Source organism: Pseudidiomarina terrestris (assembly GCF_030466405.1).
GTDB classification, from domain to species: Bacteria; Pseudomonadota; Gammaproteobacteria; order Enterobacterales; family Alteromonadaceae; genus Pseudidiomarina; species Pseudidiomarina terrestris.
In genome coordinates this window covers 531134-544365 of record NZ_JAGGJF010000002.1, presented here as the reverse complement: position 1 = coordinate 544365, position 13232 = coordinate 531134, and the positions used below count along the sequence as shown (strand labels likewise).

The window sequence follows — 13232 nt, the reverse complement described above, 5'->3', positions numbered from 1 at the left end:
TGCGTCCAAGCTCCCGTGAACTTTCATGTTGAGCACGCTTCGCTAATTCAAGCTTGAATGCTCTGTGATGTTTAGACATAAAAAGACCCCCAGTAGTAGGAATGTCCAACTATTGGGGGTCACTTCAAATCGCGGGCTTTTTTAGTTCCGGTTTAGACTTGCATTAACGCAGTGGGCGAGCGTGTGAGGCGCCACCAAAAATGGCATTCATCAGGGTCACATTCAAACCATCAAGGTAAGCACGGTAGGTAGGCTCCTGAGTGAAGCTAATGACCATACCGCGGCCACGAGGTTGCCACATCAGATACGGCTTATGGGCCAACTGCTGCTTGTTTTCCGCCCATAGGTAACCACTCACGGACAGCTCATCAGCACTTGCGTAGGTCATCAGATTGCGACCGTTATTAATGGTTAATGGACGATAGATCTGGTTACCGACTGTCAGGCTGATAACGTTGTCCGGCACTCCAGCTGTCAACCAGTGTTCCTGATCAACGTCGAGTTTGGTCAGCACACCAGAAGTCCAGTACGGGTCAGTATCTGCAGCGTTGACATATTGATGCAGATGCTCAGCACTGTTCAGCAACAGGCCTGCGACACGTTTTTCTGTATGCACTTCAACTTCTTTATCTTTGGCTTCTTTCTCTAACGCACTGGCCAGCAGGTCAGCATCTACTGCCCATTGCGTCGCGTTGGCAAAGGTAATCAGAACACCGCCACGCTCGACCCACTGGGTGAGGTTTTTCTGACCCTGTTCGCCAAAAGCGTCATTTAATGAGCCATAGCTGGTGGGTAAGATCAGCACTTGATAACGGCTCAAGTCAGCACGTCGTAACTGGTCAGCACGGATTGCGGTCACCGGGTAGCCAAACTGACGCTCAATCAGATAGCGGGTATGACCAGCATTGAGACTACTGAAAGGTTCATCCCACGCCAGCGCAATTCGCGGCGCGTGGACCTGCTGGACGTTATCCGAACCAAAGTTAGGTCCCTCAACAATCCAGCTTGAATCAACGCCCTGGATGGTTGCGCCAGAGGTTGCTGCAAGCGTGGCTAAAGTAGCACTGAGGTCATCGCCATTATCTGCACGGGTAAAAATTAATGAGCCCGCAGGATACTCTTTACCATCCTTGAAGGTGAATGGCAGATCGCTCTGCTTCACGCTTAACCCTTCGCGTAAAGCCGCAGTTAACAAACGTCCTGCGTTCATATCGCCCCAGGCAGAGACAAAGCCTATTTTGGCGTCTGGGTGCAGTAATTGTCCTGGTGCAATCAAGTCACCGCTGACGGCCGCCAAATCCATACGTGGTAAACGCGCGCAACGTTGTTGCTCCAGGTTAAACATCAGCGGTAGGGACCAAGCGGTCACGTCATAAATCTGATCAGGCAGGTTGTTGCTACGCAGACGTTCTTGCTCAGCAAGAAAGTCCGGTGCCATGTCCACCTGCTCATCAAGCAGGGTACGGACCATGTAATGGGCCGGCTGCGCGGTATCAATCACGTAGCTGCCAGCACTAAAGTCAGTACCACAGGCTTCAAATTGCGAATTGCTTTGCTGCACCTGCACACCGTGTTGGGTCAGCAAGCCGGCCAAGCGTTTACTGGCCGCAGGGTCCTGAGCGCTATCGATAAAGACATAGCGCTCTTTACTATCTTTACCTTGCTGGATGCCTTGGTTGCGATAGTTCCAGAAATCCTGCAACAGGCGCTGACGTTCTTTACTGGCCGTTTCAATAGTTGAAAGTGAGGCGATGAAATGACGTTGCACGCCATCACCGTAGGTCAGGATGTCACCATCGCGGGTACGAAATTTATGTCCGCGGGCGGAAGCCATTTCGTAGGTCATGGCCAGCGTGCCATGATAAAGCGGCCAGCTCGCACCGTAGCCAGGATAAAAGGCGTCAAAAATTTCGCGGGTGAAATAATCGAAGCCGTGCTCGTCGAACCAGCGACCATTGTTTTCGCCAATGGTCCATAGCGCTTCGCGTTGGCTTTTCGCGATCAGCGGGTTGTACGGACGTGCTTCAGGAGTAAAGTAATACGTTTGATCGCCACCCATCTCATGTAAGTCGACAAAGATTAATGGGTAGGTCTCAAGCAGAGCATTGACCTGTCCGGCAACTTCAGGCTGGGTGAGGGCGATCCAGTCACGGTTTAAATCAAACAAGTAATGATTGCTGCGGCCACTGGGCCAGGGTTCGTTGTGCTCAACGGAGATTCGATCAGCGCTGTGCTCCATACCGGTATTCATGTAATAACGGCTGACGAAGCGGCTGCGGCCATCGGGATTTTGTATGGGGTCGATAAAGACCACAGTATTATCGAGCATGGCCTCTGTGGCCTGATCTTCAGCGGCAAGTAAATGCCAGGCCGTGAGCATGGCGGCCTCTGGTGAGGAGATTTCGTTACCATGCACACCATAAGATAACCAGATGCTGGCAGGCAGCTCAGAAATCAGGCGTTTTGCCTGTTCACTGCTGGTATTTTGTGGATTGGCCAGGGCTTGCATGCCAGCTTTAAAGTCGCCAAGGTCGGCGATATTTGCCGGGCTGGAAATGGCCACATAATACAAGGGCCGACCTTCCCAGGTTTTGCCATAGTGAAACAGTTGAACCTGCTCCGGGTGGGCATGGTGCAGCGCCTGAAAATAATCGTACATGGCATCCGGGCTGGAAATTCTCGAGCCAATCGGATAGCCCAGTACGCTTTCAACGCTGGGTGTTGTAGCGCTATAGTCTGTTGCCAGTCCCAGCGAGGTGGTTTCGGCCTGAACCGTGCCAAGACCGGCAACGGCGAATAAGGCGGCTAACAAGGTTTTTTTCATTGTTGATTCCCTTTGCTTGCGTGTCGGGTGGCGCTTATTGCTGCCAGCGCCTGATTGAGCGTATTGCGTAAACTTTCTTTGTCGTGGCGCTGTGGAGCATCAGCAGCTGCCTTTATGCTATTTAAATGCGGGATGGTTAAATTCGGGTCCGCGATATTGGTGATGACAAAATCGATAATGTCGTGGCCAACAACGGATCTTAACCAGTCCAGTCTCACACTCAGCGGTAATTCTCCCGCTGGACTATACTCAGGTAGCAGGTTATCAATAAAAATCACCGGCGCATCGTTAGAAGCGATAGTTTCCACAATTTTGTCCACCAATAGCGGGGGCATAATGGAGGTCAGGAAGCTGCCGGGGCCAATAATGATCAAATCACTACGCTGCAGATGACGCAGCGCTTCAGGAGTTGCGCTTACAGGTTTGGACAAACGCAGGGTGGTTGGCATGTGACCTAATTGGTCGACCAGAAGCTCGCCGAAGCACTCGAGACCCTCATGGGTATCGGCGACCAGATCGACCGGTGATTCAGACATCGGAAGTAAACGTGTGTTGACGTTCAGCAAACGGCTCAGCAACTGGATCCCATCAAGCGGCCGGGCACTGAGTTGATTCAGTGTATGCAGCAAAAGATTACCAAAGTTATGGCCAGCAAGCGTGGGGTCGTCGGTAAAGCGGTAATTAAGTACATCTGCTGCTAAGCGCTGATCGACCAGTTGCGATAAGCAATTACGAATATCGCCCCAGGCAATGGTCTGATGTGAGCGTCGTAACAAACCGCTGGCACCACCATTATCGGTAGTAGCAACAATGCCCACCAGCTTACTCTGCAGGAATTGCAGGCTGGCAAGTACACGGCCCAGGCCATGACCGCCACCAATGGCGGTAACCCGGCGGAGTTGCTTGATTTGGCAATCATCGGCTTCGTACGAACGAAGCGGCTGCTCTCTCATGGTGACATGACCTTCTGTTTTGAGTAGACAGGCGATGTCGTACTTTATGCTGTCCGGGCAATTTGATCAATTCTAAGTGCCTGTGTAACGGCCTCTCTTGAGTTCTGCCGGTAGCTCTCGGAGAACTGCCCAATAATTAAACAAGTGACTAAAATACCTGTGTAAATTGATAGTAAAGAGGGGGACTGATCTTGTCCTGTGTATTAAAGTTGTGTATAACGAGAAGCATATAACAAGAGGGCTACCTTTATGTTGCAAAATAGTTTAATGCGTAATATTATTGTTACTTCATCTGTGCTAGTTCTGGCTGCCTGTGGCGGTTCTGACGACGAAGACCAGATGACAAGGTTTTCTCTTGCTGTCAGTGACGCTCCTGTGGATAGTGCCGATGCTGTAGTGGCCTGTTTCAGTGCAGTTGAGCTCGTCGGCAACGGCGATGAGTCGTTAACCTTTACCGTGGGTGAATCGGCCAATACAGTGGCAGCCAACGATGTCTGTAAAGACGCTAATGGCGACACTGTGCCCAATACGCATGGTGTGGACTTACTCAGTTACACTGGGTCTGACTCGGCAGCATTGATTTCGGGTAGCGAAGTTCCTGCCGGTTCTTATGGTCAGTTGCGCTTAGTCATGGCAACAGGCTCATACGTTCAGGTTGGCGATGAGCAAATCCCGTTAAGTGTTCCTTCAAATGAACTCAAGTTTGACAGCTTTACGTTAGATGCCGGTGGTAACGTCGCCTATACCGTCGAGTTCGACTTACGCCAGGCGCTGGTAAACCCAGTCGGTCAGGCGGGCTACTTCCTGAAGCCACGCGGTGTTCGTTTAGTCAATAATCTTGAAGTGGGTCATGTTGAAGGCACAGTGGCGGAAGCCTTGTTAATTGAAAATTCTTGTACTGTCGCACCAAGCGACACTACAGAGCCAGTAGCTGTGGTGTACTTCTATGAAGGAAGTGATTTAGATGTCACCACCCTGGCGGATGTAGGTGGGGCAGAGACACATCAGCCGTATGCCGTTGCAGCGGTGTACTTTGATAACGTCTCTGCCTACACCTTTTCTGTCGGTTACGTAGCAGTGGGTGATTACACTGCTGCGTGGAGCTGCCAGACGGATGACGATCCTGAGGCAGACGATGACCTCACATTTAATGGAACTGTAAATGTGACCGTCAATGGAGATGAAGCAGTGACGGCTGTGGATATCTCTGGATAAGCACCGCTGACTTTCGAAGTTAGTGCATGTTTATCACTTTGTTCTCCAATTTAAAGCCCCGAAAGGGGCTTTTTTGGCTTTTTTTTCCCTCTGAATCAGGCCATACTTGACCTTCTGTTTAGCCAGTAAGGGTGACCAACCGTGTCATTAAGATCCGCTATTCTTTTTGGTGTTATCGCATTTTATGTGACAGCTGCACCGCCTGTTGTCAGTCAGGAAAGCTGTTCAACAGAAGCCGATGCCAAATGTGAGTATGAAGTGGTGCAACTATGCCAACGCGTAGCGCAACCACCAATGGTGGTTGAGGTAGCCGATACCGCCGCCAAACGCGAGCGTGGGCTGATGCATCGTGAGAGCCTAGCTGAAAATCATGGTATGTGGTTTGTTTACGATGAAGAACGCCCCGGCTATGCTGGCTTTTGGATGTTTAACACCAAAATTCCACTTGATATCGCTTATCTGGATGAATCCTTAACTGTCGTCAAAACCTTTACTATGCGCCCTTGTACCAGCGTAAATTCACGCAATTGCCCGGCCTATCGGCCTGGTGTCAATTACTGGGGTGCGCTCGAAATGCCTGCTGGCTACTTTAAAAAATACGGAATTCAGCAGGGCTCCCAATTACAACAATGCGAAACACAGGAGAACAACCGATGAAGAAAATCTCGGTACTCGCAGCAAGCTTATTAATTGTTGCTTGCTCGCCAGCGAGTGAACCCGAACCATCGACCAGTCCGCAAATGGAAGTCGACCCTTACAGTTTTAACGAGAACTATCGCGACTATCTTGCGACCTTGAGCTCCGATGAATTTGAAGGGCGCGCGCCAGCCAGTAAAGGTGAAGAGCTGACCGTAGAATTTGTCTCAGATAAATTTCGTAGTTGGGGGTTAAAACCATTCAACGAGGAAACGGGCAGTTATCGCCAGGAAGTGCCGCTGGTCAAAATGACACCTTACAGCGTTTCAGAAATGACCTTTAGCGACAGTGATCTGTCAGCATTTTCCTATAAGCAGGATATGATGGCCTGGTCGCCACGCGTGCAGGAAGAAGTCAGTCTGGACGGTAGTGAAATGGTCTTTGCGGGTTACGGTATCGTTGCTCCTGAGTTTGGCTGGAACGACTACGAAGGGTTAGATGTCGCCGGCAAAACCGTCGTTGTTTTAGTTAATGACCCGGGTTATGACACCGGTGATCCGGAAGTTTTCAACGGCAAGGCCATGACTTACTACGGCCGTTGGACGTACAAGTTTGAAGAAGCTTCGCGGCAAGGTGCTGCCGGCATCATCGTGATTCATGAGACCGGCCCTGCGGGCTATGGCTGGGGTGTTATCGCCGGCGGTTCACCGGTGCGGTTCGACTTAGCGCGTGAAAACAAAAATATGGATCGCACGGAAATCGAAGGTTGGATCACGCAAGAAGCTGCGGATAAGCTATTTGCGCGGGTCGGTTCATCTTATACCGAAATGCGTGAGCAGGCGCAGCAGCCTGATTTTCAGCCGGTGGCACTGAACACTGCCATGTCGATCACGGTGCAGTCAGACTTTGAATACCTGAACTCACCTAACCTTATTGGCTATATTGAAGGTAGCAAAGCTCCTGAAGAGCACGTCATTTACATGGCGCACTGGGATCATCTGGGCATGAATCCAATCAGCTCCGACGATCAGATTTACAATGGTGCTCAGGATAACGCCAGTGGTACTGCAGGCGTCCTCGCTTTGGCTGAATTCTATGCCAGCCAGCCCCAGCCAGAACGTTCTGTGGTATTTGTGCTGGTCACGGCAGAAGAGCGTGGTCTGCTAGGCTCAAACTGGTATGCAAACAACCCAATGTTGCCGCTGAGTCAAGCCGTTGCCGGTATCAACATGGACGTACTTAACGTGTATGGTCCGATGCAGGATATGGTGGTCGTTGGCCACGGTAACTCCGAGCTGGAAGAATACCTAGGTAAATACGTCGAGCAACAGGGCCGTTATGTCGCACCTGAGCCAACCCCGGAAGCAGGTTCTTTCTACCGCTCAGATCACTTCAACCTGGCCAAACGTGGCGTACCTATGCTGTATGCAAAAGGCGGCAATGACCACGTCGAGTTTGGTGTGGAATACGGCAAAGAGAAGCGCGCTGAGTACGTGCAGGTGGCATACCATAAACCAGCCGACGAGTACGATCCTGAGTGGGATTTACGCGGAGTACAGCAAGATTTATGGCTGTACTACTGGATTGGTAATGAGTTGGCCAATTCCGATAGCTGGCCGAATTGGTATGCTGGTAATGAGTTCCGCGCCACCCGTGATGCTACTGCGGACCAACGTCAGTAACAATCGCATGGCATAAATGAGGCGGCGGCTACTGTTTGCGGTGGTCGCCGTTTTTGTTTCAAAAGGAAGAAAACTTGAGCTTTATTTCGATTGCTGAAGTCTTTGGCTTTATCGCCTTAGTGACCAACTTCATTGCTTACCGCCAGCCCACAGCGGATCGTTATCGCATAGTATCAGCGTTAGCATTGGCGGCATTGTCGATCCATTTCTTTATGCTCGATGCTGTGGCAGGCGGTATCGTCACAGGCATCGCGGTACTGCGCAATTTTATTGCGCTGCGTTGGCAGGGACCTTGGGTGCTATGGGGTTTTGTGGCGCTAAATATACTATTCCTGATGATTGAATGGTTATTTCCAATTGCGTCGTTACAGTTTTCCTTTAGCGGTATCAGCGTCGTCTTCTCGGATCAGCCGAGTCACTGGTCCATTTGGATTGCCTACACGTCGTCTATCATTTTTACCGTCGGCTCGATTAAGTTAAATGACCCGGAGCGCATCCGGCGCTGGTTTCTTTTAGCTGAATTTTTAGGATTAGTTTATGCAATCATTGTCGGTAGTATTTCGGGTACGGTTTTCAATATCGTCAATCTGACCAGCATTATTCTTAAATTGTTACAGGATAAACGTGCACGAACCTTGTAATCTGAGGTTATGGCTACAATAGTAATAGAGAGATCAACTAAAACGTGAGCAGTCAATTGTTATGATGATTTATATCCGCCAGTGGCAACAGAAGATGAAGCCTCAGCCAGGTGCTAATCCCTTGATGGTCCTATTGAGCTGGTTATTGCTTGGTATTATGTTGGTCGTTGCCCTGGGTCTAGGTTTAATATTTTTATTGGTCGGCTGGATTTTGCTGCTGCCGCTGCTGTGGCGTAAACGGCGTCAGATCAAGCAAATGTGGCAGTTTAATAAAGCCGCTCAGCAAGCTCAGCGCGAAGCGCGCCAGCGCCATGAACAACACCGTCAACAGGCCGCAGACCGCAATGACAGCTCGGTCATCGACGGTGAATACAAAGTTAAGGACGACGACTAGTGTAGCTGTGGCGCCGCCGGCGCCACAGTCCTCTAACGAGTGCCGCTAAGCTATCCATTACGACCACCACCGCTAACGCAATTAAAGCACCTGTCGCTATCGCTTGCTGATTCAGTGGCACGTTAAAACTGTACTGCTGCAAGGTGCCTGTCATCAGCTCTTCATCGTGTTGCCACGCCAGCGACCATAACTGTGCTGGATAGTCCTGCGTGAAGTAACGCTGTTGGCGTTCAAAGGTCTTTACCCGTTCGACCAGCTCAGCAATCACTTTCGCTTCTTCCTGAAAGGCCGGTGCCGGGTTCTGCTCGTGAGCGGCAATAAGTCCACTAATTTCACCATCGTAATAGCGATCTGCGATGATCTGATATTGTCGATAGTACACCATAGCTTCAGCGTATTGCGCCGCTAGCCGCTGTTGGTATTGGGTAAGCAGATTAGGAGCCTGAATGCCAAGTAGTAGGGCACAGGCGGCAAGAGCCAGAATGAAGTATCGATAAATCATAAGCTATGGTTACCCCGGAAACATAGGATAACCATAGCATGACAATGAAGACAGCAACTAGTCTTCTTCACGTACCTTAGGTGGGAAGGTGCGCCGCACAATATAGAACAGTAGTGGTACGAAGAAGATGGCAAGAATCGTGCCGCCAAGCATCCCGCCGATCACCCCTGTACCTATGGCTTGTCGGCTGACTGCACCAGCGCCGGTTGATAACGCCAGAGGCAACACCCCGAAGGTAAAGGCCAATGAGGTCATCAGGATAGGGCGCAACCGCAACCGCACGGCTTCCAGTGTTGCAGCTAGCAACTCTTTTCCCTGGGCCTGCAAATCTTTGGCAAATTCAACGATAAGGATGGCGTTCCGGGACGACACACCAACGGTGGTTAACAGGCCAACCTGGAAATAGACGTCATTTTCCAGACCACGCATGGTCGCAGCAATAACTGCACCGAGGATTCCCAGAGGTACCACCAACATCACCGCGAATGGAATCGACCAACTCTCGTAGAGTGCTGCCAAACAGAGGAACACGATCAACAGTGATAAGGCATAAAGGAGCGGAGCCTGATCACCTGACTTTCTTTCTTCGAGTGAAATACCGGTCCATTCAAAGCCGATGCCCTCAGGCAGCTGACTGATCAGGCGTTCCATCGCCATCATGGCAGCACCGGAAGCGTATCCCTCTGCAGCTTGCCCCTGAATATTCATCGCCGGTACACCGTTGTAACGTTCCAGTCGTTGTGGTCCAAAGCTCCAGCTGGATGAGGCAAAGGCTGAAAAAGGCACCATTTCGCCTTGATCGTTGCGCACATACCACTGCTCCAGGTCTTCAGGGTCCATGCGACTTTCAGCTTTACCCTGAATATAAACCTGTTTCACCCGGCCACGATCAATGAAATCGTTTACGTAAGTTGAGCCAAACGCCGAACTTAGTGTGGCATTGATCGAGCTGATCGACAGCCCCAGCGCTTTGGCCTTTTGGAAATCAACTTCAATGCGGAACTGTGAGGTATCTTCAAGACCGTTCGGGCGGACACCGGTTAACTCTTCCTGTTGTCCAGCCATTCCGAGCAGTTGATTGCGAGCCTGCAATAAGGCTTCATGGCCCAGACCGCCGCGATCCTGCAGGTACAGATTAAAGCCTGTTGCGTTACCCAGAGCAGGAATGGAAGGCAGATTGAATGCAAAGATCATGGCCTCCCGGATTTGACTGAGATGGCCCATAGCTCTGCCAATGATGGCATCTATCTGTAATTCGGGTGAAGTGCGTTCGGACCAGGGAGTCATACGCACAAACGCCAGTCCCGAGTTCTGTCCCTGGCCACTAAAACTAAAGCCAACGACGGAAAACACCGAGCGGATACCTTCTGCTTGATCGAGGTAATAATTCTCGATTTTTTGCATAGTTTCGAACGACTGTTCCTGAGTCGCCCCGGACGGTAATTGCATCTGAGTTAAAAACACCCCACGGTCTTCGTCGGGAATAAAGGAGCTTGGCATGCGCAAAAACATAATGCCAAGCACGATGACCAGCGCCAGGTAGATGAAAACAAAACGGACACTGCGCTTAATGATGCTTTGCACCGAGTTTGTATAACGCTCGATCAATCGGTTCAGGCCGCGGTTAAACGCCCCGAGGAGCCCTTTATTCTGTTTCTCATGGTCGACCGGTTTAAGGAGCGTTGCACACAGTGCGGGACTGAAAATGATAGCAACCAATACCGAGAGTGCCATCGCCGAGATGATGGTAATTGAAAACTGCCGGTAAACTGCTCCCGTTGAGCCACCGAAGAATGCCATAGGAACAAACACTGCTGCCATGACCAGACCGATAGCAATCAGTGCCCCGGTAATTTGTTTCATCGATTTTATCGTGGCTTTGCGGGGCGAGAGTTTCTCTTCGCTCATCAGCCGCTCGACGTTTTCGACCACCACAATGGCGTCATCCACCAGCAAACCGATCGCCAGCACGATACCGAACATGGTTAAGGTATTTATGGTAAAACCGAACGCTGACATGATGCCGAATGTGCCGAGTAGCACCACCGGAATCGCTAGTGCAGGAATCAAGGTCGCACGTAAGTTCTGCAGGAAAATAAACATCAGCAGGAATACCAACACCACAGCTTCAAAGAGGATCTTAACGACTTCAGTTATGGAGATCTCAACGAAAGGGGTGGTGTCATAGGGGACAACCAGTTCCACACCAGGGGGGAAGAATTGCTCAAGGTCAGCGACAGTTTCTTTCACTGCTGCGGCAGTATCCAGGGCATTTGCGCCCGTCGCCAGATTAATAGCGATTCCTGAGGCGGCCTGACGGTTGTAGCGCGCAATAGTGCCGTAGTTCTGTCCCCCTAACTCAACGTGCGCAACGTCAGCGATGGTCACTGCGGATCCGTCGTTATTCACCCGCAGCAAAATTTTCTCAAATTGCTCGACGCTTTCCAGGCGAGTTTGCGCGATGATAGAGGCGGTCAGGCGCTGCCCGTCAACGGCTGGTGTGCCGCCAAGCCGACCCGCGGCCACTTGGTTGTTCTGTTCGCGTAAAGCTAACACCACGTCTTCCGTGGTCAGGTTAAAGCGGGTTAGTTTTTGTGGATCCAACCAAATGCGCATGGCATAAGGAGAGCCGAACAATTGCACATTACCAACGCCTGGGGTACGCGCTATCGGATCCTGAATATTGCTGGCAATGTAGTCGCCCAGATCGATTTGATTAAATTCCGGGTTATCAGAAACCAGTGCGAGAACCATCAGAAAGGAATCATTGGATTTCGCGACCACAATGCCCTGGTCTTGCACGGCCTGGGGCAATAATGGCACCACTAATTGTATTTTATTCTGCACCTGAACCTGGGCGATGTCCGGATCCGTCCCGGCAGCAAAGGTCAGTGTAATGCTGGTATTTCCCGCGGAGTCACTGGTCGACGAAAAGTACTGCAAATTATCAATACCGTTAAGGTTCTGCTCAATAATTTGAGTAACGCTTTCTTCCAGCGTCTCCGCCGTTGCACCAGGGTAGGTGGCATTGATTTGCACCGATGGTGGGGCAATCTGCGGGTATTGCTCGACCGGTAACTGTGTTATTGCCAAACTACCAGCCAGCATAATAATGATGGCAATCACCCAGGCGAAAATCGGACGATCGATGAAAAATTTAGCCATATTTTATTTCACTTCTTCCGTTTGTACTGTTGCACCGGGTTGTACCTTTTGCAGACCTTCGACAATGATTTTGTCGCCGGCCTCAAGGCCTGATCGAACAATCCAGTTACTACCAGAAGTCTCTCTTACCTCGATGTAACGTTGTTCAACTTCACCTTCCGCATTCACCAGCATGGCAACAGCACGTCCGCGAGGATCGCGTGATACGCCGGTCTGCGGAGCAAGCAGGACGTTGGTAAGGGTACCGGTGGCGATCTCGGCGGTAACAAACATACCTGGTAAAATTCGGCGTTGTGGATTATCGAACTTTGCCCGTAGCGCAATCGAACTTGTTGATGGATCGACCGTTACCTCATTAAAGAGCAGCTGGCCCTCGGCGATCGCTTCGGTGCTGTTATTGGTATAAAGTTTGACTCGTGGCTGATTATTCTCATCAACCCGAATACGACCCGCTGTTATGGCTTCCTGCATCTGCAGATAAGCTTCGCTGCTCTGCTGAATATCGACATAAATCGGATCCAACTGATGAATCGTGGTTAGCGGGAGACTCTGGCCGACGCTGACTAAGGCACCTTCGGTGAGAACAGAGCGTCCAATGCGACCACTTATCGGAGCCTTAACGGCGGTGTATTCAAGATTCACTGCGGCACGCTGTTGCTGTGCCTCAGCAACTTTGAGCTGTGCCTGTGCTTCCAGGTAGGCAGCTTCAGCTTCGTCGAATTCCTGCTGGCTGATAGCTTTGTCGGCTAGTAAGTCCTGAAACCTGTTGAACCTTGCGGTGGCCGCACTCAGAGTCGCTTCGGCCTGCGCTACAGCCGCTTCTGCTGAGGCCAGGTCGGCTTTATAGATGGCCGGGTCGATACGGTAGAGAGATTGTCCAGCCTCAACATCCGTGCCTTCGGTGAAAAGTTGTTCTTGCAAAATTCCACTTACTTGCGGGCGGACTTCTGCGCTACGATAGGCTGTCGCCCGGCCAGGCAATTTCGTGCTCAACTCGAGCGATTGTGACGCGAGGGTGACCACTCCAACGGTTTGCTGTTGTTGCGCTTGTTGCGGTGCTGATTGCTCCGCATCGCTACAGCCGGCAATAAACATCGCACTACTGATGATGGCGATGGCCAGTGGTGATAGGGTACGTTGACGCATGTATTAACTACCTCGTTTTTTGAAATTTTTGCGTTAAGCCGATTGAACTTGTATAGATGGTCGTAATTATACAT

Annotated in this window: 10 protein-coding genes; 5 read left to right on the top strand and 5 right to left on the bottom strand. The window is 50.8% G+C overall.

Annotated elements, in window-relative coordinates; all coding sequences use genetic code 11:
• Positions 1-163 precede the first annotated feature (163 nt).
• A complete protein-coding gene (locus J6J34_RS06890) occupies positions 164-2824 on the bottom strand; it encodes a M14 family metallopeptidase (RefSeq protein WP_301720392.1) in 2661 nt (886 codons plus the stop codon).
• Complete coding sequence (locus J6J34_RS06885; RefSeq protein WP_301720391.1) at positions 2821-3777, bottom strand: gluconeogenesis factor YvcK family protein; 957 nt, start codon at positions 3775-3777, stop codon at positions 2821-2823. The genes J6J34_RS06890 and J6J34_RS06885 overlap by 4 nt, the downstream gene beginning before the upstream one ends.
• A 249-nt stretch (positions 3778-4026) precedes the next feature.
• Here J6J34_RS06885 and J6J34_RS06880 point away from each other — a divergent pair, with 249 nt between their 5' ends.
• The 5 genes from J6J34_RS06880 to J6J34_RS06860 all read left to right on the top strand — a co-directional run bounded on the left by J6J34_RS06880 (position 4027) and on the right by J6J34_RS06860 (position 8345).
• A complete protein-coding gene (locus tag J6J34_RS06880; protein ID WP_301773982.1) occupies positions 4027-4992 on the top strand; it encodes a DUF4382 domain-containing protein in 966 nt (321 codons plus the stop codon).
• Between the two features lie 141 nt (positions 4993-5133).
• Positions 5134-5649 carry a DUF192 domain-containing protein gene (locus J6J34_RS06875; protein ID WP_301720389.1) on the top strand — a complete coding sequence of 172 codons (516 nt, stop codon included), beginning with the start codon at positions 5134-5136 and terminating at the stop codon, positions 5647-5649.
• Positions 5646-7310: a M28 family metallopeptidase gene (locus tag J6J34_RS06870; RefSeq protein WP_301720387.1), complete on the top strand. Its 1665-nt coding sequence runs from the start codon at positions 5646-5648 to the stop codon at positions 7308-7310. Before J6J34_RS06875 ends, J6J34_RS06870 begins: the two co-directional genes overlap by 4 nt.
• Positions 7311-7384: 74 nt before the next feature.
• Positions 7385-7951: a YgjV family protein gene (locus J6J34_RS06865; RefSeq protein WP_301720386.1), complete on the top strand. Its 567-nt coding sequence runs from the start codon at positions 7385-7387 to the stop codon at positions 7949-7951.
• A gap of 61 nt (positions 7952-8012) precedes the next feature.
• Positions 8013-8345, top strand: a complete 333-nt coding sequence (locus J6J34_RS06860; protein ID WP_301720385.1) for a LapA family protein — start codon at positions 8013-8015, stop codon at positions 8343-8345.
• On the opposite strand, the gene J6J34_RS06855 is transcribed toward J6J34_RS06860, so the two are convergent.
• The 3 genes from J6J34_RS06855 to J6J34_RS06845 are packed head-to-tail and all read right to left on the bottom strand — an operon-like array spanning position 8329 to position 13158.
• Entirely contained in the window at positions 8329-8847 is a 519-nt protein-coding gene (locus J6J34_RS06855) for a DUF2937 family protein (RefSeq protein WP_301720384.1), read from the bottom strand. The genes J6J34_RS06860 and J6J34_RS06855 overlap by 17 nt on opposite strands.
• Before the next feature lie 57 nt (positions 8848-8904).
• Entirely contained in the window at positions 8905-12012 is a 3108-nt protein-coding gene (locus J6J34_RS06850; RefSeq protein WP_301773980.1) for an efflux RND transporter permease subunit, read from the bottom strand.
• A 3-nt stretch (positions 12013-12015) separates the two neighbouring features.
• A complete protein-coding gene (locus tag J6J34_RS06845) occupies positions 12016-13158 on the bottom strand; it encodes an efflux RND transporter periplasmic adaptor subunit (protein WP_301773979.1) in 1143 nt (380 codons plus the stop codon).
• Between the last annotated feature and the right edge of the window lie 74 nt (positions 13159-13232).

What these genes read in the sequence shown, in the direction of transcription:
- J6J34_RS06890 (WP_301720392.1), bottom strand. Translation starts at nt 2,824, where the DNA reads ATGAAAAAAACCTTGTTAGCCGCCTTATTCGCCGTTGCCGGTCTTGGC.
- J6J34_RS06855 (WP_301720384.1), bottom strand. Translation starts at nt 8,847, where the DNA reads ATGATTTATCGATACTTCATTCTGGCTCTTGCCGCCTGTGCCCTACTA.
- J6J34_RS06870 (WP_301720387.1), top strand. Translation starts at nt 5,646, where the DNA reads ATGAAGAAAATCTCGGTACTCGCAGCAAGCTTATTAATTGTTGCTTGC.
- J6J34_RS06845 (WP_301773979.1), bottom strand. Translation starts at nt 13,158, where the DNA reads ATGCGTCAACGTACCCTATCACCACTGGCCATCGCCATCATCAGTAGT.
- J6J34_RS06850 (WP_301773980.1), bottom strand. Translation starts at nt 12,012, where the DNA reads ATGGCTAAATTTTTCATCGATCGTCCGATTTTCGCCTGGGTGATTGCC.
- J6J34_RS06880 (WP_301773982.1), top strand. Translation starts at nt 4,027, where the DNA reads ATGTTGCAAAATAGTTTAATGCGTAATATTATTGTTACTTCATCTGTG.
- J6J34_RS06885 (WP_301720391.1), bottom strand. Translation starts at nt 3,777, where the DNA reads ATGAGAGAGCAGCCGCTTCGTTCGTACGAAGCCGATGATTGCCAAATC.
- J6J34_RS06860 (WP_301720385.1), top strand. Translation starts at nt 8,013, where the DNA reads ATGATGATTTATATCCGCCAGTGGCAACAGAAGATGAAGCCTCAGCCA.